General features: G+C 31.7%; 18 protein-coding genes. 10 read left to right on the forward strand and 8 right to left on the reverse strand.

Annotated elements, in window-relative coordinates:
* The first annotated feature begins 102 nt into the window (after window positions 1-102).
* A complete protein-coding gene (locus tag ACWVCY_RS00540; protein ID WP_455139387.1) occupies window positions 103-708 on the forward strand; it encodes a hypothetical protein in 606 nt (201 codons plus the stop codon).
* Window positions 709-715: 7 nt separating this feature from the next.
* On the opposite strand, the gene ACWVCY_RS00545 is transcribed toward ACWVCY_RS00540, so the two are convergent.
* On the reverse strand, window positions 716-2323 hold the full coding sequence (locus ACWVCY_RS00545; protein ID WP_455139389.1) for a metallophosphoesterase family protein: 1608 nt from the start codon (window positions 2321-2323) through the stop codon (window positions 716-718).
* A gap of 241 nt (window positions 2324-2564) precedes the next feature.
* Here ACWVCY_RS00545 and ACWVCY_RS00550 point away from each other — a divergent pair, with 241 nt between their 5' ends.
* The 3 genes from ACWVCY_RS00550 (at window position 2565) to ACWVCY_RS00560 (ending at window position 6094) form a co-directional block, all read left to right on the forward strand.
* Window positions 2565-4667 carry a zinc finger domain-containing protein gene (locus tag ACWVCY_RS00550; protein WP_455139391.1) on the forward strand — a complete coding sequence of 701 codons (2103 nt, stop codon included), beginning with the start codon at window positions 2565-2567 and terminating at the stop codon, window positions 4665-4667.
* A 15-nt stretch (window positions 4668-4682) separates the two neighbouring features.
* A complete protein-coding gene (locus tag ACWVCY_RS00555; RefSeq protein ID WP_455139393.1) occupies window positions 4683-5285 on the forward strand; it encodes a GNAT family N-acetyltransferase in 603 nt (200 codons plus the stop codon).
* Window positions 5286-5755: 470 nt separating this feature from the next.
* On the forward strand, window positions 5756-6094 hold the full coding sequence (locus ACWVCY_RS00560) for a PspC domain-containing protein (RefSeq protein ID WP_455139395.1): 339 nt from the start codon (window positions 5756-5758) through the stop codon (window positions 6092-6094).
* A gap of 41 nt (window positions 6095-6135) precedes the next feature.
* On the opposite strand, the gene ACWVCY_RS00565 is transcribed toward ACWVCY_RS00560, so the two are convergent.
* Window positions 6136-6312 (reverse strand): hypothetical protein, encoded by a 177-nt coding sequence (locus tag ACWVCY_RS00565; protein ID WP_455139397.1) that lies wholly within the window; start codon window positions 6310-6312, stop codon window positions 6136-6138.
* Between the two features lie 103 nt (window positions 6313-6415).
* On the opposite strand from ACWVCY_RS00565, the gene ACWVCY_RS00570 reads away from it, so the two are divergent.
* Both ACWVCY_RS00570 and ACWVCY_RS00575 read left to right on the forward strand, forming a co-directional pair.
* Window positions 6416-7153: an ABC transporter ATP-binding protein gene (locus tag ACWVCY_RS00570; RefSeq protein WP_455139399.1), complete on the forward strand. Its 738-nt coding sequence runs from the start codon at window positions 6416-6418 to the stop codon at window positions 7151-7153.
* Window positions 7154-7177: 24 nt separating this feature from the next.
* Window positions 7178-9847, forward strand: a complete 2670-nt coding sequence (locus ACWVCY_RS00575; protein WP_455139401.1) for an ABC transporter permease — start codon at window positions 7178-7180, stop codon at window positions 9845-9847.
* Window positions 9848-9908: 61 nt separating this feature from the next.
* Here ACWVCY_RS00575 and ACWVCY_RS00580 read toward each other — a convergent pair whose 3' ends face one another.
* Complete coding sequence (locus ACWVCY_RS00580) at window positions 9909-11261, reverse strand: hypothetical protein (protein WP_455139403.1); 1353 nt, start codon at window positions 11259-11261, stop codon at window positions 9909-9911.
* A 134-nt stretch (window positions 11262-11395) separates the two neighbouring features.
* Between ACWVCY_RS00580 and ACWVCY_RS00585 the strand changes: the two genes are divergently transcribed.
* Window positions 11396-12115, forward strand: a complete 720-nt coding sequence (locus tag ACWVCY_RS00585) for a maleate cis-trans isomerase family protein (protein WP_455139405.1) — start codon at window positions 11396-11398, stop codon at window positions 12113-12115.
* A gap of 22 nt (window positions 12116-12137) precedes the next feature.
* Here the strand turns inward: ACWVCY_RS00585 and ACWVCY_RS00590 are convergent, their stop codons facing one another.
* Both ACWVCY_RS00590 and ACWVCY_RS00595 read right to left on the reverse strand, forming a co-directional pair.
* Entirely contained in the window at window positions 12138-13007 is an 870-nt protein-coding gene (locus tag ACWVCY_RS00590) for a glutamate cyclase domain-containing protein (protein ID WP_455139407.1), read from the reverse strand.
* A 41-nt stretch (window positions 13008-13048) separates the two neighbouring features.
* Window positions 13049-14014, reverse strand: coding sequence for an amidohydrolase family protein (locus ACWVCY_RS00595; RefSeq protein WP_455139409.1), 966 nt, complete (start codon window positions 14012-14014; stop codon window positions 13049-13051).
* A 288-nt stretch (window positions 14015-14302) separates the two neighbouring features.
* Between ACWVCY_RS00595 and ACWVCY_RS00600 the strand changes: the two genes are divergently transcribed.
* Entirely contained in the window at window positions 14303-14920 is a 618-nt protein-coding gene (locus tag ACWVCY_RS00600) for an HAD family hydrolase (RefSeq protein ID WP_455139411.1), read from the forward strand.
* A 7-nt stretch (window positions 14921-14927) separates the two neighbouring features.
* Here ACWVCY_RS00600 and glpK read toward each other — a convergent pair whose 3' ends face one another.
* The 3 genes from glpK to radA all read right to left on the reverse strand — a co-directional run bounded on the left by glpK (window position 14928) and on the right by radA (window position 18347).
* Window positions 14928-16445: a glycerol kinase GlpK gene (glpK, locus tag ACWVCY_RS00605; RefSeq protein ID WP_455139413.1), complete on the reverse strand. Its 1518-nt coding sequence runs from the start codon at window positions 16443-16445 to the stop codon at window positions 14928-14930.
* A gap of 81 nt (window positions 16446-16526) precedes the next feature.
* Window positions 16527-17048 (reverse strand): nucleoside-triphosphatase, encoded by a 522-nt coding sequence (locus tag ACWVCY_RS00610; RefSeq protein ID WP_455139415.1) that lies wholly within the window; start codon window positions 17046-17048, stop codon window positions 16527-16529.
* A 201-nt stretch (window positions 17049-17249) separates the two neighbouring features.
* Window positions 17250-18347, reverse strand: a complete 1098-nt coding sequence (gene radA / locus ACWVCY_RS00615; RefSeq protein WP_455139417.1) for a DNA repair and recombination protein RadA — start codon at window positions 18345-18347, stop codon at window positions 17250-17252.
* A gap of 609 nt (window positions 18348-18956) precedes the next feature.
* On the opposite strand from radA, the gene ACWVCY_RS00620 reads away from it, so the two are divergent.
* Together ACWVCY_RS00620 and ACWVCY_RS00625 are read left to right on the forward strand one after the other, a co-directional pair.
* Window positions 18957-20237: a Cdc6/Cdc18 family protein gene (locus tag ACWVCY_RS00620; protein ID WP_455139419.1), complete on the forward strand. Its 1281-nt coding sequence runs from the start codon at window positions 18957-18959 to the stop codon at window positions 20235-20237.
* A 643-nt stretch (window positions 20238-20880) separates the two neighbouring features.
* Window positions 20881-21846, forward strand: coding sequence for a CBS domain-containing protein (locus tag ACWVCY_RS00625; protein WP_455139421.1), 966 nt, complete (start codon window positions 20881-20883; stop codon window positions 21844-21846).
* Window positions 21847-21848: the final 2 nt, after the last annotated feature.

Genomic DNA, 21848 nt, shown 5'->3' on the forward strand with positions numbered 1-21848 from the left:
CCTATAAATTTCAATTTTAAGAGTATCTATTTCAATATTTAAGAGTGATTTATAAAGATCAAGTAAAATCTTAGGGTCAGAATTAGAAGCTAGGTAATTTTATTGGCGATGGGTAAAGATCAAACATTGGTACGAGGAGAGTTTTTTCCTAGGTCAAATCAAAATATTTTATATCGATTATATATTAAAAATACAATAGGATTTCTCAAAGAGATATCTCTTTTTTCCATTCTCATAGGATTTTTCTCTTTTTTTTTAATTGGACTTGGAGCATTCATTCCAGTAATTTTAACATGGCCACTCCTTACAGCGTGGTTACTCCCACGACATTATAGATATCTCCAATTAGACAAACAAATTCTTATTATTGGCGTTGGTTCTTTACGTACTATTATAACATCAAGATTCACGACATTAATAAATCTTGAAAAATATCAATATGGAAATATACACCATATAGCAATCGATAGATGGGTAAGAAAAAATTTTAGAGGGAAAAGTGACAGTTTTGGAAGAGTTGAAGTTAAAATTGACCTTAAGACTCCTTTCTTTCAGATTTTACTTGACCCAGAAGAAATTCCTCAATTAATTAAAGTTTTAGATTCTCATAACTTTCATTCTAAGGTCTTAAAAAAACACTCTCGAAGAGAGTTTTTACTAATTTTTCCACATTCCCCCAGATTTCAATCTGATCAAACTAAAAATTGAGGAAGAGTCAGTTCTTAGGGATCCTATATAATCCAAGATGATGACGAATCCCTGAATTAATTTCAACTTCCTCTACTTTAATCAAACCACTATCAAAGATTTCAATGTTATTATATGTATTCATTCTCTTTGATCTTATTTTTCTACTTGAAAATGTTCCTGCATTTACAAAGACAGTATTCTCGACCTGAATGGATGTTGCATAATGTTCAAGTCCAGATAAAACCAATGGAACCTTTCGAGTTGTTAAAAATTCTATTACATCTCCAGCATCTTTAACAGCTCTTTTAAAGTACGCACGAGGGATAGGAAGTACACTATGGTGCATAACAACAAAGAAAAATTTATAATCACCATAAGTGTTAAATTCTTCTTCTATCATCCTCATTCTACTTCTACCTACATGGCCTGAAGGCTCAACACCAGTATTAATACCTAGAACACGTATTCGTGGATCTTCAAAAATCGGGTCTAAGGGGCCGACTTGTTTAACCCATAATTCTTTGCCAAATGGTTGTTGATCACGTGTACCTGGAATAATTATAAAAGGAATATTGATTTCACGCAGTTCTCTCATTTTATCCTTTGCTAAAGCAAAATCTTCAGGAAATGAATCATTGGTTAAATCACCACAATGAACCAGTAGGTTAGGTTTTTCCTGCACCATCATTCTAATTCCCATATCATAAACAGTTGGTAAAAAATCTGAACCTGTAGTAAAATGTGTATCAGAAAATTGACAGACTCGACAAAGAAGTCCTTCACCAGGGGTAATAAATCCAGTTTCTGTTATCATCTCACCTCTCCGAATACCATGCACTTCATTTATAGGTTCCTGAAATTTAGAATATGAATCAACTCCTAAGAACTGAACATTTATGTTTTCAGAATCTACAACTAGGTCTACAAATGTATGACCTGCCTTACCTCGGGTTTTAAAACTACTAAAAGTCCCTGCATTCACAAGAATCGCTTTTCTTCGTCCATTCGAGACCGTAAAAATATTTGGGTAATGTCTGTGAGCTGTTATTATTAAATCAATACCCGCGTCCCAAATCACTCGTGAAACATCCCCAGCATCAAGAATCATAGATCTTTCACGCCCAGTATTAGGAATGGGGAAAAGATGGTGATGAAAGCAGAGGATTTTGACTAAATTATCGGGATAAGAACCAAGTTCAGCAATAGCTTCAATTCCTCGGTCTCCAATACGACCAATATTTTCATCAGGTTCTGAAGAATCAATTCCTAAGATAATCATGTTTCCTCCAAACTTACGTGTATCAACAAAGAACTGTCTTTCTCCAAAAAAATCATTCCATAATTTATCACCAATATTCCGCATATCGTGGTTACCTGGTATGATAAAGAATTTATTAACTTTTGGAAAATTCCTTTTCAACAATTTTGTAGAATATTCAAAATCTTCATAAGTCCCAGAGTCGGTAATATCGCCTAGATGTAATAAAATTGCATTAGGATTTTTTCGAAGACGATCATTTATCATTCTTACTCCTGTTGAGAAAGCTCTTTTGTGAAATAGTCCTGTAAATTTAGATATATGCGTATCAGAAAAAATTATCACTTCTTCAAAACTGGGATCTACATTACTCATGTTTAAGACCTTAACTATTGATTTCTAGAATTATAAAAATATAGAATAAAAATTATCCCCTTTCTTTATAAAAATAGATGAATTAGAATACAAGGAATAATCGATTATGTGAGAATATTATGTCAAGTTTTGAAGTACAATTATTATTATAATCTCCATGGGTGAGAAAATTTAAATTATTTAAATTTCTTGCCACTTAATCTATTAAACTACTTTTTATTTTCAACAGGCTGTAATAAACTTGTCAAACTCCATAAAATGTCCAAAATGTTTAGGGAAAAAATTTATCCTTCTTGAAAAAAAACAAAAATGCCCAACATGTCGTGGTATAGGATCTACAAAACTAGTAGTGGGAAGTAAGCCCAAAGATAAAGATAATTGTCCTGATTGTAAAGGTACAGGATATATTATAAATAATAAGGAAGTAAAATGTTCAGAATGTAATGGTACGGGGAGAGTTACTATTAAATGCCTTCAATGTGGTGAATCAACTTTAAATTCCTCCCAAATATGTAGTAATTGTGAAAAAAATCTTAAAATCTATCAATTAGTTCCACCAGTTTCATCCAAAGTTGTTGAATTCAAAAAGATTTATAGATCACAAGTTGTTAATATTGTTGATTTTGGATATTTTATTGCTCTAGCTCCTAAAATTGAAGGATTAATTAGAGGGAAATATCAAGGAAAGGTAGGAGATTTAGTTTTTGTGAAACTTATCAACATTAAAGGGGGAAAATTAGAATTTGAAAGAGTAAATCTGCCAGAATTCCTCAATATTTCCATAAAACGTGTTCATGACGCAATTGTTTTAGAAAAATTAAACAAAAAACGTGAGGTTGGATCCTATGTTTGTAGTCATGCACGAGTAGAGAATATTAGACAGATTCCTCGTGGACCTAAGGTTTTTACCCTATTAGATGAAACAGGGATTATTGAAGCAGCAGCTTTTAACCTAGATATTTCTGATAATATTGTTGCAGGAGATACTGTCGAAGTTATTGGCCAATATACTATGCACAGAGGATCAGAACAAATTGAACTTTCAGACATATTTATTGTAGATGAAGCTTACGCCAATGCTTTCAAAAGAAATATGAACGAATTACTAGAAGAAAAAAGTGAACCACCTAACGTGGATTTTCTCGTTAAATCTGATTTTTATGATCAGTTAAGTCCAAAATTTCATAATATTGCCAAACGAATAAGAAGAGCAATCCTAGAAGTACAACCGATAATTATTCGACACCATAATGATTGTGATGGTATTACTGCTGGAATTGCTCTTGAAGTTGCTCTAAGAGAGCTGTGGTTTGAATTATTTGGGCCAGATGAGGAACAGCTTCGTCATATAGTAAAAAGGACTGTCAATAAACCTCCTTTTTATGATCCATTAGATGCTGTTCGTGATCTTGATTTTGCTCTTTCTGATCAAGAAAGATTTGGAGATAAACTACCAATCGTTATAATGCTTGATACAGGAAGTAGTGAAGAAAGTTTATTTTCATATAAATTATTAAAGACCTATGGTTTAGAGATTTATGTTGTTGATCACCATTTTCCGGCAAGTGAAATTCAGGGTACTGTGGATACTCATCTAAATATCTATTTTGTTGGTGGTGACTATAACATTTGTACAGGCATGTTAGGGGTAGAATTAGCTAGATTGATTAATCCAAAGGTTACAGATACGTTATCTCATCTTCCTGCGATTGCAGGAAAAGGGGATAGAGTGACAGGTGAGGTATATAATCAATACCTTAAACTTGCGCTTGATAAAGGTTATCAGGAGTCCTTTTTAGAAGATATAGCTTTAGCAGTTGATTATCAAGCTTATTTCTTAAAATTCTCCCCAGGTAGATTATTGTTGAGTGATTTATTAGGTTTAATTAGCCAACAAGAAAAACAAGTAAATTATGTTCATTTACTTTCTTCAGAAGCACAAAAACAACTTAAAAGTCAATTAAAGATCTCTTTGGAGTATGTTCAAGAAGAAACTTTAGTTAATGAAATAAATCTTGCTATTTTAGATGTTGAAAATTATACAAGCCGCTTCGACTACCCTCCTCCAGGTAAAATAACTGGAAGTTTATTTGATCATCTTACCACCAAATATCCAGGACTTCCTATTGTTACGATTGGTTTAGGTTCGGATTTTGCCATTTTCAGATCACAAAACGTGGATCTAGATTTTCCAAATCTCGTTAGAAAATGTGCACAAAAACTTCCTCATGCAGGAGTAGAGGGAGGTGGCCATGAAATCGTTGGGAGTATGAAATTCATAACTGGTGCTAGGAATGAGGTTATTGAGATTATTAGAGAAATTCTCAACTTGATCGAGGTTTAAAACAGGAGGTTTTAAGTGGAAAAGGTTATTATAAGAGAATATTCTGAGCTAGATGAACATAATTGGATTAAATGCTATTTACATTCATATTCTTCCTCTATTTACTTAAATACAATGGAAGAGACTAAACCCAGATATGAAACGCCTTCAATTCAGCTAATTGCAGAAAAAAATCAGAATATTATAGGAATTTTAGACATCATTTTTGAAGAAGTCCCAGGGCAGCTTGGTTCAGATTTAGAACAAAGAAGTGGCATAATCACTGTTCTTGGGGTTCTTCCTTCTCATCGAAGGACAGGAATAGGGATGCATTTACTTAAAAAAGCTGAATTGATTCTTAATAATATTCATAAAGTATATAGATGTGAAGTTTGGTCTCGCGAAGATGTTATACTGGATAATTTTTGGTCAAAATTAAAATTTCTTTGTATTGATCATTATTATGAGGTTTATTACTCAGATGACTTTTTTGAACGATTCAACATTAACTTTCCTTTTGAAATAACCCCACAAACTTTCATTGCTTCAGTGAATTCTCATTCATTCTCTAAATTAGTCCGTGATTTCGCTCCGGATCGTTCATTCAAGATTAAGATATGGGAAAAAAGTCTATATTGACATTAAAACAATTCTTCGAATTAGTTGAATAGTCTGAAGTTAAATACTTACTCTTTTTTCTATATCTTTCATAAAATTCTTAATAAGAACCACTGCTTCATCCAAACCTTTGTTTTCGTATAGTGTAATTTATCTCCACCTATTAAATTACGGTATCACGGAATTTAGGAAAGGCCCAAGAAGTTTAAGAAATGAGGTTTTACCATCTCAGTCTTATATTATCAAATACTATCATAATTATCTCTCATTCTATTGTTTAATAAATTTAATTTTTAGATAACTTCCATATAACAATGAATTTCTGACAATCATGTACATTTTAGTCTAGTAAATTAATTTGGTTAATTCATCAAAAGATAGACAATTTGTTTTGATGAATCCCCATAATCAATGAAATATAATTGAATACAAACAAAAAGTCCATATATATTACTAGTATAAATGTTAATTAAACTAATGAAGGCTAATATATGTCAATTTACTGTTCAGAATGCGGTAGCGTTGTAAGGAAGGAAGATATTTTCTGTAATGCAAGTGGTTCAAAATTAGATAAATTAAAAACTGCTAAATTTACTACCACACCAAGTTATTCCAAATCCACCTCAACCTATCAACATCAACCAAGAAAACGACTTTATCGAAGTGTAAATGATCGTTGGATAGCAGGTGTTTGTGGGGGTTTAGGAACTTATTTCAATATTGATCCTATATTAATTCGTATAGGATTCATAATAATATCCATATTAGGGTATGGAATGGGGTTAATCATCTATATTGTATTAGCTTTACTTGTAGAAGAAGAATCCTGATCAAAAAGATATTTTTTAAAAACAAATAAAATTTATGTGATTTAAAGTTTATTATCAGTATAATTAATTTCTAATCGTATAGTTTTAATATTTGGATCCTTTAACCTCAAAGTTTCGACTTGCCCTAGTAGAGAATTCCCAATAACCTCTTTGACAAATCTCTTTGTAGAAACAATCTGTCCATTAACCTCTAGTTTGAAATCTACAATCTTTTTCATGAAATCAACCTTAAAATAATTCAGAGACTTAATAAACTATAGGTTTTAAATACTTTCATAGAATTCTATAGATACCACCACAATTATTCAGGATCTATATATTTTGTCTCTTATAACCTTAACTTCAGTTACAAAAGAATATAAATTAGGAGAAATAATTGTCACTGCTCTTAAAGATATTAATTTGGATATAGAAAAAGGGAAGTTTGTAGTATTAGTTGGACCATCGGGTTCAGGAAAAACTACATTATTAAACTTGATCAGTGCTATTGATTACCCCTCAGCTGGTAGAATTCAGATTGATAATGTTGATATTTCATTTTTAAAACGAAAACAAAGAGCTCAATTTAGAAGAGAAAAAATTGGATTCATATTTCAATTTTTCAATTTACTACCTACTTTGTCAGCCCTTGAGAATATTGAATTCTCTTTAGATCTTTCAGGTATATTAGTTAATGGAAAACGATCTTTTGATAAAAAAGACATTCGTGAGACAGCAATGACATGGCTACGTGGTGTTCACCTAGAAGAAAGAGCTAATCACTTTCCTAGCCAATTGAGTGGGGGTGAACAGCAGCGAGTTGCAATTGCACGTGCACTAGCTAAAGATCCACCTATTGTAGTCGCAGATGAACCAACTGGAAATCTTGATTATCAAACGGGGGTATCAATTCTAAATTTAATGAAAAAGTTAAATGAAACCACAAATAAAACTTTCATTGTAGCTACTCACAACCAACAAATCGTAAAAATTGCTGATGTTGTTATTAGTCTTCAATTTAATCAGATTTATTGTTATGAACAAGATAACCCCCTTGATGTTTCAAAGCTTGCTTGGTAAACTAAATTTTGGACGAATAATCGAATGAAGTTCTTATCACGTTACTTTTTGAAGAAACTTAAAAGGGATATATTTTCCCAAAAATTTGTGTTTTTAGCTTTAATTATATTATCCTTTTCAGGAGTTGGATCCTATTTGGCTTTAACAATGGGATATTCGAACTTGGAGACCTCTTATCAGCAAATATATAGACAAACAAATTTTGCAGATGCAGAAGTCTCAACACACCATGATGTTTGGTTTAACGTCTCTAAAATAATACCAACACTTACAATGTTAAAACAAAGACACCCCGAAGTCCAAAATTTTAATTATAGACTGATTATGGATTCTGGATTCAATTTAACAACAGAAACTAGCAAAGGTGAGTTTAGAAGATATTATGCAGGAGGGAGAGTAATTGGGATTAAAGGTAATTTATCAAAAGAGGAGAGAATTAATGATCTTATTATTGAGGAGGGAGATTATTTTTCACAAGATACTCCAGAAAACAATATATTACTAGAAGCTCACTTTGCTCAAAGATTTGACCTAAAAGTAGGTTCTTCACTCGTAACACGAATTTTAAATGTTACAAATAATTTTACTATTGAAGGAATTGTGTTCAGTCCTGAATATCTGGTAATAATACCTTCGAGCTATGATTTTCTTCCTACTAGTATATTTGGTATAATCTTTACCCCTCTTCAGCAATTGCAAGAAATCACAAATCTACACGGGTTAGCTAATAATCTACTAATTGAAATAAAAGAAAAAGTTGATGTTCAAACAAGAAATAGAGTGATTAATAATATTTGGGAAGAGCTTAACCTTCAAACTAACAATTCCTTTATGTTACCAGTTATGCAAGAATACCAGATTTCAAATCTTGCATTAAGGCTTGATTTAGAGACATTCAAAGAATTAGCATTCTTACTTCCCTTAATTGTTCTTTCTGTTGCTTCTATAGCTATTTATATAACTACTGGGAGAATTGTTCAGAGTCAGAAGCGGAATATAGGTATTGCTGCTTGTTTGGGTTATTATTCAATAGATATTTTATTACATTATTCCTGTTTTTCTATTATTATTGGAGCTACCGGAAGTATATTAGGTATCATTGGAGGAATTATCATATCACAACTTATTACTGGAATCTATGCATATTTCATGCGATTTCCCCAAATCATAGAAATTAATTATCAATTATGGATTATATTGCTTGGTTTCATTGCTGGTACAATTAGTAGTCTTTTAGGAGGTTTATTTCCAGCATGGAAAGCATCACGCTTAGTTCCAAGAGAAGCAATTCAGATTACACCAAGTTTCTGGAGTGGAAAGAAAACAATTATTGAACGAATAATTAAATATAGAAATCTCAATTTAAAGATAACAATATCTTTAAGAAATCTTTTTCGGCAACGAGTGCGAACTAGTGCGACTTTAATCTCGCTAGCTGCCGCAGTAATGATTTTAGTTGTTTCCCTGTCCTTTATTGACTCAATAAACAACGGAATTTATAGGCAATTCAATGAAACATCCCATTATGATATAACTATCAAATATGAGGAATTAAAATTCTTCGATCTTGGTGTAGATGATCAAATCAAATATTTAAAGCAACTTCCTGGAATAATTTCCGTAGAACCAGTTCTTCAACTCCCATCTATCATAGAATCAGGAGGACATATTGAAAATATTCTAATTACGGCATGGAACACCACAAATCCCACAGTTCATTTCTTTCAATGGCAAAATCCTAAAGATAGTTTACAATTCAATAATAGTATTGTATTATGCCCTTCTCTTGCCAGAGTGATAGGTGTGAAATCAGGAGATATCGTAAAATATGGATTTCCAGACATTCCAGCCTTAAATCTAGCTTATATAGCTGCTCAATATGTTTGGAATGCGTATTCATCTTCTGGTATTGAAAAAGCAAGAAATGAAACTAAAAATTTCCTTTCAAACCTTATTCAAAATACTAAGGAAAGTTTATCTTTTTCACAAGAAAAAAAGGAAGTTAGGCTTCGAACTACTGATATTAAAGTAACAGGAATTTCAAAAGAGATCTGGGGAAACATCATTTATACTACAACTCAAAATTTAGTGGCTGATATGGGACTGGATATTTTCAAATCAGGTTTCGATATTGATCTTACACCTGTAACACAATTAATTCTAAAAGTCACTCAGCCTGATAATTTGACTTACTTAGGAGAACTACAGTCAAAAATGAGGAGTCTTGAAGGCGTACGTTCTATTGAATATAGAGCTGACTTCCAATCAGCTGTTAAGTCTCTATTAAATGTTTTCAACATCATAATATTTCTATTAATGATTTTTTCTTGTTTATTGGCAGCAGCAACGATATTTACTGCAATTTATGTGAATTATGAAGAAAGAAAGTGGGAAATTGCTACAATGCTTACGTTAGGACTTTCTGATAGCGAATTCATACAAATGTTTTCACTCGAGAATCTATTCCAAGCCTGTTTTTCCATGATCCTAGGTTTTCCTATCGGAATTTGGATGAGTACTTGGTTATTAGATAATATCCTTAGGGTGTTTTACTTTGAGATTATAATAAGTTTGTCAAGTATTTTGAGTATAATTACTGGTGTGATATTTGTGGTATTAATATCACAACTACCAGCTCTCTATCATGTTTTAAAATTGAATCTAACAATTGTTACGAAAGAAATTACAACGTAATTACATTTAAATGTTACTTTATAAAGAATAGAAGAATCTTGAGCAAAGATAACAAGTTATTTCATGCTCCATTAGGAATATTAGCAATAATACGTCCATCTCTCTTAATATCAATAAGATCTCTTTTATGGAGGGGCTGAAGCTGATTTTCTAAGACGATTGGATCCATCCCTACACTTTTCGCTAGCGATTCTAAGCTCATCTCTCCATTCATTCGTACAAGGATAGCTATTGGGGCGTAATTTGACAAAGAGAGGACTTGTTCGATATATTCATTGACATTTCTCATTTCATTTAAAGATTGTTTAGTTTTCTCCTCCTCAAGTTCTTTTTTGAGTTCGTCTATAGAGACTCTGTAATTAGTTATTTCTTTCATGATTTTTTCGTTTTGTTCTAGAAGAATTGTCAATTGACCATTTAATTGCCTATTCTTCTCTTTTAGTAAATCTTTTTCAGCAGTAAGATCAGTAATTTGAATATTATACTCCTTTAAATCTCCAATCCACTTTTTCTGTTCTTCTGCTAATTCTTCTTTTAATGAATCAATTTCATCTTGGTATTTTTTTGTATTTTCTCCTAACTTCCTATTTATATTCTCCTCATAGTCCTGTTTCACTCGTGTCAAGGATACTTGAAATTGGTCTTGAGCTTTCTTATAAATTTCTTTTTGTTCTTGAAGAGCTTTCTGATAATGCCCTTGTTGCTCAGAATATGCATTTGCCCATTCATTCATTGTACTTTGAGCCTGATTATCTATAATATTGTTTAAACGGGATATCTGAGCTGTTTTATCGATCAATTCCATTTCTAAGGAAGAATAACGATCTTCAATTTCTTTTAATTTGTTATTTTTCTCATTTAAGTCATTTTTAATATTTTTTACTTGTGAAAATAAATCCATATTTTGATTTGAAAGTTCCTCGTACTTTGTTCTCTCAATACTCAGTTTTTGACTTGATTTAGCATGATATTTATTGAAATTTTCTTCTAATTCTGAATAATCTTTTAATTTCTCCTTTAATTGCTGTTGTAAGGATTCTATGTCGAGATTTAACCTCAGAATATTATTTGCTTGAGCTTTATTCTTTTCATGATATTCTTGGATTTCTTTCTGATCTATTACCCCGAAATCTTCTAGCATTACTTTTTTCATCCAATTGAATGATTTTATGGTAATTCGAGTTAATTGACTTTCAATTGTCCGTTTAACTTCCTCATCAAAAGCTTTGAGTATTGATTCAACGTAAGTCCGATCCTCTTTTCGTGCAATAATGTTAGATCTATTCATTAGATCATTTTTTAAACCTGTAAATGCAACTCCCATCGTGTCGATAGCAAATTTTCGATCATTTGCTAAATCTTTAATAAATTCTAATCCATAATCCCGAATTTTTAAATCATGAGCTGAAGACATAACGATTCAAACCATATAAAATGAATATGTATCTTATACTTATAGTGAGATTTTTAATATTTGCTAATATATCAGTTCTAATAGCTCCTTAGTTTGACTTTAAAATAGAATTTATAAAAGGAATGGATTTTAAGATGAGATTAGGGCTTCTTATTCCCTCTTCAAACACTACAATGGAAGCCGAATTTGGTAGAGTAATCTATAAAAATGAATTTGATATCACTCTGCATATATCAAGATTAAGCCTTACCTCTGTTGATCCCACTTCTCTATATAATATGAAGAAAGAATTAAAACCAGAATTGCAAAAACTAAAAGATGCAGATGTTAACTTTGTCATTTATGGGTGTACTAGTGGATCACTTTTAGAGGGAAAAAAATTCTCTGACCAGATTATTCAGCAAATAAATGATTATCTTGGTCATGGTAATAGAAGTTCAACTACTTCACAATCTGTATTAAATTATCTTAGAATTCTAAATGTGAAGAAAATTGTTGTTATAACTCCATATAATGACAGTATTAATGAATTAGAAAAGAATTTTCTTGAAAATAATGGTTATCAAGTAATAAAAATTAAAGGTATGCAATTGCTACAAAATTTAGAAATTGGTAGAATACAATCAAAAGAATTACTCCAATACATTACTCAAAATCTTGAAGATATTAGAAAAGTTGAAGCTCTTTTCATTTCATGTACAAATCTTCCTACTTTTAAGATAATATCTCAACTAGAGGATAAACTTCAGATACCTGTTATCTCATCAAACTCCGCGTCGTTATATGAAGTTCTAAGCCAGAATAATATATATAAACCGATATTAAAGAAATTTAATAAGATTTTGGATAATTAAAATCACGATTTTTCTATTATACTTAATCTATACATTTTAAAAATATTTTTTTAATAATTTTTTTCTCTATTACAGGATCAATATTATCTACTGTTGGTGTACATTTTTTGGTAACACCATCGACAATTCCTTTCTTATTCAACATTTTAAGGTATGTAAAATGTTGATCATAACTGAAATTATGCTCAAATAATGAAGAGAGAGCATAAGCTCCCCAATTTGAGGTAGTTGCCAACAAGGCTCTATCTGCTAAGACATTAGAAGCAATTCCATTATGACAGGGACAAGTACAAACATTTGCTAAAGGGATTAAAGCTCGAATTTCATTTTCATATCTACCTAATCCCATCTCATTCCCTCCATCACCAATTCCAATTGTGACTGAATTTTTATTTTGAAGATTAATTCTTCTCCAGAAATCAGTTACAGGTCTATAATCAGATTTTATCGCATCACCATTCATATGGTGAGCAATACCAACTCTATTAATTCCAGGAAACTCAATACTAATCCCTAATGTATTTACGCTTAAGTCAACATCTATTGGGAATTTATCTGCTGAAAAAAGTTTAATATCTGGCAAAATTTCTCTAATAATATCTGAAATCATATCTAATAAAGTAGAAGGCAATAAAAAGACAATATTCTTCATATTTAATTTTGAGACAAAGGCTTCAGCAAGTACAAATGCCCCTAGAGGTCCATCAGTTTCAAATGTGTTATTTTTAGGAAAACCAGTAAAAATAATGATTTGATTAAATTTCTTTTCGTTTATAAGTTTAGCAGTATCTTCATAACAGGATTCTTTAATGTTTCTATTCTGTAAAAGTATGTTATACAGATTTTTAATTCCTCGTCTATCTGTTTCTAATAAAACTTCTTTTGATTTCATGTATCTTGATCCTATCTAAATTATTTGAATCTAAATATCAATTATTTACTATTGAAGAATTTTTGAGCATTTTTCCAATATATTTTCTCATTTATTTTTTCAGGAATATTCAAACCATTAATCAATGTTTGAGAATTTTGATTATCTTCATCTGAAAAAGGAAGTTTAACCTGTTGATAATTTGTTTCCCAAAATAAACGCTGTGTCCAATACCTAGTTGGAATGTAATCTATTGGTCGATCTTGGTTACTCCATCCAACGGATAAATCTGTTGCAAATAAAATACGATCTTGATATTTGAGTATAAACTCCCAAGAGGATTCTAAATCTCGTCCTAGTTCTCTAACAATCCATTTTGTTGAAGCAGTATCAATCATTAAATTTGGAAATTTATCTAATAATTCCCCTAGAAATGAATGATTATTAGGTTCTGGTAAACTCCCAAAATGTACACTAATTACCTTCAGCTTAGAATGAAGAGATAAAACATTAGCGAATTCTGATATTGCTCTCTTTTTACTCCGATACTTTTCATCTAAATATTTTTTCTCATACCAAATATCAGGATCTGCCACATGACAATCAATTGGAATATTTAAATCTTCAAGTAGAGCAAAAACTGGTTCAAACGAAGAAGAATCTATCGAAAAAGGTTGTTTTGCATTTGTATAATCCAAAAATCTTGGCCCAAACCACATTTTAGCTATTGAATATCCTAAAGTATGAGCTTCCTCAACTGCTGTGAGTAAGACTTTAGTATTATGCTCCGCAAAGGCATTAATTGGTAAATAATAGCCAAATTTGATTTTATCAGCTTTTTCTTCACTCTCCAAATTTTTCTTGATTTCAGGTGATGCAATTCCCATGAATTTTTTAACTCCATAGACTTCACCCCATCTTTCTAGCTCAGAAAAAGCATCAGCACTCCAAATATGGACATGAGAATCCCAAATTGGATTTTCAGAAGATTTTAAGAATAATAAGGGATTTTCAAGATCGAATTTCAAATCTACTCACATTATTCTAGTCATTTTTACTATAGACTTACTAATGGAGTTGATCTTCTCTGTTTCAAAAAGTATACTAATATGGTGTATGTGTTAAATACTATAATACTTTATAGCATTTTTAATAATAAATTTTGATGTATGATTGAATTTTATAATCCTATAATTATCGAGTGAATCCTGTAAAATGCCTAATTCTTCACTTTCTTTTATTAAAGCTCTCATATTTGATTTTGATGGGACATTAGTAGATAAAAAAGATATTATTTTCAATTAATTGCCGATTATTTGAGCCTCGATATAAATCAAGTATTATATGCAGCAGAACACACAACATTCTCAAAAATTAGTCATAAAGAAAGAAATGTAAAATGGATTATCATTAAAGCATCATTTAATGCATCAAGATCTCTCGGTTTTGGTTATTTCAAATCAATAAGAGCTGTGTTTCATTTAAGTAGAACCCATTCTAAAAATTTTTCAAAAGCAAACCCAACCTCTAATGCAAAAGATGCTATAGAAATATTGAGTTCGTTTGGTATTAAATTAGCTATTTTGAGTTATTCCTCAAGAAAGAAAATTGACCTTTTTTTACAGAAATACCTTGAAGGAAATAGATTTTTCGAATCTGAGGATATTCTTACTTCCGGTGAATTTGGAAAGGATAAAAAAGATGGAATAGATCACTTTATTAAGAAATTTGGGTTTGAAGCTTCAATGTGTGGAATTGTGGGAGATTTAGGAGGGGATATTCTGACAGGTAAATCTGTGGGATTAAAAACTTTTGGTGTAATAACAGGTTATACGAATCAAAAAATTCTTGACATAGCTTCTCCTGATAATATTTTTGAAAATCTTTTGGATCTTGCTAATTACTTGGTGGAAGAAGAGGGAGAAAAAGGATAATATTCTATCAAGGTTCAAGCCATCCACGAGACTTTGAAACAGCCTTTTTCCAATAATGAATCATTTTAAGTCGAATTTTATTATCCAATTTAGGTGTGAAGATGTAATCAATCTCCCACTTCTCTTTAAGCTCCTTTAAGGTATTCCAATAACCTGTAGCCAATCCAGCAGCATAAGCAGCCCCCAAAGCTGTAGTTTCCTCTGTCTTTGGCCTAATACATTCAATATTAAGTAGATCAGCTTGGATTTGCATTAATAGATTGTTTTTGGATGCACCACCATCCACTCTTAAACTTTTAAGTTTGATTCTGCTATCTTTTTCCATTACCTCAAAAACATCATAAGATTGAAAAGCAATTGACTCTAATACTGCACGCATTATATGTCCCCGATTACTTCCTCTAGTCAAACCTACTATAGTTCCCCTTGCGGTCGCATCCCAGTAAGGGGAAAATAATCCAACAAATGCAGGTACAAAATAAACACCACCATTATCAGGAACAGATAAAGCTAAATCTTCACTTTCAGAAGCAGAAGATATAATCTTTAACTGATCACGTAACCATTGGATTGCAGCTCCTCCAATTGCGATACTTCCTTCTAATGCATAATTTACACTATTTTTACCAATTCCATAAGCAACCGTGGTTATAAGCCCACTTTTGGATTCAACTATCTTATTACCTGTGTTCATTAACAAAAAGTTTCCTGTTCCATAGGTGTTTTTTGCATTTCCCACATCAAAACATGTTTGGCCAAACAAAGCTGCTTGTTGATCCCCTAAATCGCCTGCTACTGGAATTGTATCTTTAACATCTGAAAAGTTCATATAACCATAGAATTCAGGATCCGAAGAAGGTCTAATTTCAGGTAAAATATCTATGGGTATTTTTAAGACTTCAAGAAGGTCATCATCCCACTTTAAAGTTTTCAAATTCATTAACATGGTTCTTGATGCATTTGAAACATCCGTAACATGTGTACCATGATTTTTACCTCCAGTTATATTCCAAATAATCCATGAATCAATGTTTCCAAATAAGATTTCTCCTTTATTGGCTAATACTCGTGCATCAGGTAAATTGTTCAAAATCCATGCAATTTTAGGCCCTGAAAAATAAGTTGCGATTACTAAACCAGTTTTTTCCTTTATTAATGCTCCATAATTTTCATTTTTTAATTTCTCACATATATTTGCTGTTCGTGTACACTGCCAAACAATTGCATTATGAATAGGTTTACCTGTTTTTTTATTCCAAACAATTGTTGTCTCCCTTTGATTTGTGATACCAATAGCATTTAATCTTTTGAAAGGTATTTTCGCTTTATTTAATGCTTCACGAATAACATATTCTGTATTCCTCCAAATTTCCAATGGATCATGTTCTACATATCCAGGTTTAGGAAAAATTTGTTTATGTTCTTTATAAGAAGAACTTAGTAGGTTACTAGCATTATCAAAAATCATAAACCGTGTGCCAGTTGTCCCTTGATCAATAGCTCCTATATATTTCTCAGTTGTCATTTGTTACTTTCTCCAATTTAAAATTTGAAAAATCTAGAGTTCAATTTTCCCAAAATAAGTGAGTTATTATTCTTTTTTTTTTTAGGATGAATTTTCAAGATTAAAGCATTTTTTAATACTTTCAAGTGGAAATTCAATATTGTGATTAAAGACTTTAACGATTTCATAATCTTCAAGCATTGGATATTTCCTTATTAATTCCTTTAGAATTCTCTCTTTAACGACAAATATATTGCTTTGACTTCTCTTCATAACTAAATCAAGGATTTCATAATATCCTTGAAATTGTAGCTCTAAGAAGCCAATTTCATCAATAAAAAGGAAATCTTTTCCTAAAGAAGCTCTTATACTTTGATTTGCAATTTGAAGATTGTTTTTACTTACCTTGTAATTACCTATAACGAGAAATTCCTCTGATTCTATTGCTTCAAATGAAATCTTTTTGTTTTCATCAATGAGATAAAACCATTTTTTTTCATTTTGTAAAGTAATGACTCCCCCTAGTGAATCTGTGAACCCTTTAAGATACTTATAGATCTCCCAACAGAGGGTAGACTTTCCTGCTCCTATTGCACCCGTTATTATTATAGAATATTGTTTCATTACTTTTTCCTTCATATTTGTTGTAATAAATCAAAATTCAAACCTAGGGTTGAAGGGAAGAGGAAGAATAAAGAGTAAATTAAATATTGGTTTAAAAATAATTCGCTAAAAACTTTGATTTCAAATGTTATACCTAACTAGCTGAAGAAAAAAGAAAAAAGAGGGTGTAATAATAAAAACCCTCATGGAGAAAAGGAAAAATTATCCAACATCAATAATTCCATCACTAGTAATTGCAAAAACTGTTTCATTTTCAGGAAGTAATGGAGAATCTGCTATTCTAGCTATACGTCGTTCACCTTTCGATTTCCGCAAATAGACTCTAGTTTGACTCGCGTGAGCAACAATATTCCCTCCTACAGGTGCTGTTGGATCTCCAAAAAACATATCTGGTTTTGAATGAACTTGATTCGTTACAATAACAGCTAAATTGCCTACTTCAGCGATTTTAAGAAGAGTATGAATATGTTGATTGAGTTTCTGCTGTCTACCTGCGAGGGTTCCACGACCTACATATTCAGCTCTGAAATGCGCTATTAAGGAATCAACAATAAGCAGACCAATAGGTTGACTTTGACTATCTTTGGCAACCTTTTCTGCAAGTACCATTTGATGATCAGAATTGTACGCACGGCCATGCATAATATTCTTCAAAGTTTGTTTAATGTTTAGTTGTCCATCCCAGCGTTTACTCATATTTAATATCCTTTCAGGGCGAAAAGTTCCCTCTGTATCGATATAAACGACTTTTATTGGCTCTTCTCCATCAATATTTAATCCCCCCATTTCTCGGGGAAGCTGAGCAGCAACACATAATTGATGAGCTATTTGGGTCTTTCCAGTCCTAAATTCTCCATAAAATTCTGTCATAGACCCAGTTTCAATACCTCCACCAAATAAATCATCAAGAGCTGAAGAACCTGTTGTAATTTTCAACATATTACGTCTTCGCTCTAATACTTCCTCTGCAGTGACAAATCCAAAATCTAATGCGTCACGAGCGGATTGTATAATTTTACGTGCAGTAGCATCTCCAAGATTACCTACTGAAACCAATTCACCAATACTAACGGTAGCTAATGACTCTAAAGTTCCAAAACCAGCATCCTGTAGCTTTTTTGCAGTAGCAGGACCAATTCCAGGAAGTTCAGAGATTTCTTTTCTTGGACCAGATGATGTTGTATAAGAAAAAGTTTCATTTTCATTTGAACCACTTGATTCAGTAGCTTCATTGTCATCTATTTCTTCAACGTCAAGGTCTGAAGAAGTCCTTTTTTTACGAGGGGGCAAATATTTCATCTCTATTACTCTGTTTTTTGTGAATATACCCTCCATAACTTAGTTTATAACTAAGGAGAGTAATGAATCCAAATGAAAGATATATGATTTTGTCCATGCAGAATAAAAATGATTAAGGAATTGAATCTATAGTCTTTATTATTAATGAGAAAAGACATAATGCTCGTATTAGCACTACTTCTCTAATTCTTTTGATTTAATTAACAGAATGGATGAAAACAGTTCATTTTTGTTATTTTCAATCTGGTCTCTCTGAGGGCTTCGATTTTAACTAATAATTGATCTAAAATTATTATCTTCCCAAATTTGCTTTTCCAAGTATGGGACTCATTAAAACTTATTCTTTCTTAAAAGATCTAGATCAATACTAAAGCAAAATTAAAAGCATATAGGTGTAAATTTAGGTAAAAAATCTTTATCTCCTTTCCTTATCCACAATTTAAGAAGTAGTAAAACCTAATTTTAAATTGTAGAAGTGAATTATTTCATTCAATGTTTGATTGAACGGTGTTGTACTATTATTAATAAGGTATAGAGTTCATTTAGTAAGTCAGAGAGAAAACTGAAAATGGTGCTCCTCCCTCCGACAAAAAAAATTAGTGAATAAAGATGCCTTCTCAAGAACCAACAAACTTCACTACTTTATTTAGCTCACAATTAAGTGTATTCAAAGAGGATGGAGAAAATATTTTTACAGGTCATTATATTCCTGAACGGATATGGCATCGAGAAACCGAAATGAAAACCTTAGCATCTTTTTTTAGATCAATTATTACTGAATCTACTTCATCAAGTCGAAAAGTGGTAATTTATGGTCCAGTTGGGACAGGAAAAACAGCTATTTCGCGAAGATTTGGAAGAGATCTTATCAAGTACATGAGGAGAGAGTGGAAGTATGGTAAACCACTTTTTAAATATTTTCACATTAATTGTCGAAAAACTAAAACACCACACTTAATATTAACAACACTTCTTAGACAACTTGTGCCTGGATTTCCACTTCGTGGCTTTGGGGTAGATGAACTTGTCCGTATGTTCAATCTCCTGTTATATGAGCAGAATCTTGTCGTTTTAGTAGTTCTTGATGAGATTGATTACTTGCTTCCAGAGGAAAGAACTGATTTTCTTTACTCACTCTCCCGTCTTGAAGAGGCTCCATCAGGAAGAGAAGATCTTGGGCAATCAAATGAAAAAATAGAGGCCCGTTTCAATCTCTTACTTATTACACGAGATGAAAATTTTCGTCATTATTTAGATCTTTCTACTGCATCCTCTTTGGGTCAAAATTACATATTTTTCAAGCCTTACACGAGAGCTCAGCTCTATGATATAATTTACAGCCGTGCAGAGGAAGGATTGAAGGAGGAAAGTTATGATAACGATCTTATTGATCTTATTGCAAGTTTAGCAGAAGAGAACGGTGACGCACGGTTTGCAATCGATTTACTTTGGCGAGCTGCTAAAATAGCAGATCAGGAAAATGAAAATCATATAAAAAATGAGCATGTGAGAAATGCAATAGTAACTATTCTACCAATAGAAAAGTCGTTACTAGATGATTTGAATACACACCAAAAAATACTCCTTTTAAGTACCGCAAAATTATTACAGAATGAAAAAAAATTGTTTGCAACCACTCCAGAAGTGAAACAATCCTACATTGAAATATGTGAGGAAGCTGGGGTTAGACCACGACGACAGACTCAGGTATGGAGTTATTTGAGGGATTTAAATAAATTAGGACTGATTCAACTAGAAGTCATGAATCGGCACAACCAAGGTCGTTCCATGGGTCGTGTGACATCAATCCGGATTTCTGATATTCCAGTGACAGAAATCATAAACCGTTTGACACCTTTAAACTTTCGAATAGAAGAAAGTGTAATTTAGTTAAATATGTCTAATATTAAAAATTATGTGAAAAAACCAAAACAATTTTCATTCACAGAACTAAATTTTTAGATTTTATCTTTAACTCCTTGTCTCTGGCATCAGGATCATTTTGATACTCTGTCCATATCTGTATCCCCTAAGCTGACTTAGTAGATGCAATTTGAAGTTCTTTTCCCAATCCTATCAATAATTCCTCTCCACGATTTGGCAATCCTTTATCTCGTCTAAAAAGAATGTTTAGTACATGAATTAATTCTCTTTATTAAATTTAGTGAGTATTTCTTATACATAATTATTAGTAATTTACCTTTTGTCCATAAAAGTGGTTTTCGATCTTTATTAGATCATTTTCTGTAAGCATTCAGAAGGAAATTATTATTGAACCTTAAAAAAATTTTCTAACTTAGCAAGTCAAGGAATAACGTTATTCGCATAAATAGAAGGTGAATAGATAAGTTCTATAGAAACTAATAAACTTTTAACCTTCTTTAGCGTATTTATTGATTAAGGTAATTTTTTTCTTCTATGTTCTTGGATTAAAAGATTTATAATAACTCACTTTGGATAATGTCATCTGAGCTATTTAATCTCATATTGCTATTTAAATTTAACATGAATGATTAATGGAGATAAGAATCCTTTGTCAAGTAAAAAAGAGTTTTTAATTGAAGATTTGGATGCAATAGACGATGAATATGATACAATATCGTCGAAAGCATCTGTTAAGGATGCAGCTCTTAAAATGAAGGAGCTTGGTATTCCAGATTTAATTGTAGTTGATGATAATGAAAAAGTACTTGGAGTTATAGCTGATTTCGATATAGTTAGTGGAGCAGTCGCAGAGGGTATTAATACTCAGGTTGCCAAAGTAACTGATTTCATGTACAAAATCGAACCAGTCCAAAAAGTGACTCCAGTTTCTGTAGCATTTAATCGTATGCGTGATCTAGATGTATCAGTCATTCCAGTTATTGAGAATGATAAACTTCTAGGAGTTGCTACGATCATGGATTGCTGGGGTTTTCTTCCAGAAAAATATGAGGATCAAAAAGGATTAATTGCAGTATCTAATCCCAGATTAATTAATTTTCTCTTTTCAATGTTTATGACTATTATTTATCTCTTGTTTGGGATATTTGCTCCACTGCTTGGAATAACAGGATTTCTAAAGGCACCACTAATTACCTCAGGAAGTTATGAGGCTACCTATTATCTCTTTGATGCTCATGGTCAAGGTTATTTCTTTAGATACATTGAATTTCCTACAAAATTTCAACTTTTAGGTTGGGGTCTCACGATTTATGGGTTTATTTTCCTTATTCTAGGACTTTTTAGTGTTTTTGCACTTTATCAATGGTCATATGCTGATTATCAGTTAGTTAAAATTCGTCGGAATTGGAAAGGAATCGGATTTTTAGTTGGCCTAATCAATCTAATTATTCAATGGAGCATATTTTTAGTTTTAATGGTTACTGACATTATTTCCGGGGCTTCGATTGATATTCTAGGATTAATTCTTGGTTTTATTGCAATTCTTGCACTTATCCTAGCTGTTTCCAGAGAGTATTTCTTTCGTGAAACATCAGTAACCATAAAGGAGGACTAAAC

The organism is Candidatus Hodarchaeum mangrovi, assembly GCF_975850365.1.

What these genes read in the sequence shown, in the direction of transcription:
- ACWVCY_RS00545 (WP_455139389.1), bottom strand. Translation starts at nt 2,323, where the DNA reads ATGAGTAATGTAGATCCCAGTTTTGAAGAAGTGATAATTTTTTCTGAT.
- ACWVCY_RS00560 (WP_455139395.1), top strand. Translation starts at nt 5,756, where the DNA reads ATGTCAATTTACTGTTCAGAATGCGGTAGCGTTGTAAGGAAGGAAGAT.
- ACWVCY_RS00565 (WP_455139397.1), bottom strand. Translation starts at nt 6,312, where the DNA reads ATGAAAAAGATTGTAGATTTCAAACTAGAGGTTAATGGACAGATTGTT.
- ACWVCY_RS00575 (WP_455139401.1), top strand. Translation starts at nt 7,178, where the DNA reads ATGAAGTTCTTATCACGTTACTTTTTGAAGAAACTTAAAAGGGATATA.
- ACWVCY_RS00580 (WP_455139403.1), bottom strand. Translation starts at nt 11,261, where the DNA reads ATGTCTTCAGCTCATGATTTAAAAATTCGGGATTATGGATTAGAATTT.
- ACWVCY_RS00585 (WP_455139405.1), top strand. Translation starts at nt 11,396, where the DNA reads ATGAGATTAGGGCTTCTTATTCCCTCTTCAAACACTACAATGGAAGCC.
- ACWVCY_RS00590 (WP_455139407.1), bottom strand. Translation starts at nt 13,007, where the DNA reads ATGAAATCAAAAGAAGTTTTATTAGAAACAGATAGACGAGGAATTAAA.
- glpK (WP_455139413.1), bottom strand. Translation starts at nt 16,445, where the DNA reads ATGACAACTGAGAAATATATAGGAGCTATTGATCAAGGGACAACTGGC.
- ACWVCY_RS00610 (WP_455139415.1), bottom strand. Translation starts at nt 17,048, where the DNA reads ATGAAACAATATTCTATAATAATAACGGGTGCAATAGGAGCAGGAAAG.
- radA (WP_455139417.1), bottom strand. Translation starts at nt 18,347, where the DNA reads ATGAAATATTTGCCCCCTCGTAAAAAAAGGACTTCTTCAGACCTTGAC.
- ACWVCY_RS00620 (WP_455139419.1), top strand. Translation starts at nt 18,957, where the DNA reads ATGCCTTCTCAAGAACCAACAAACTTCACTACTTTATTTAGCTCACAA.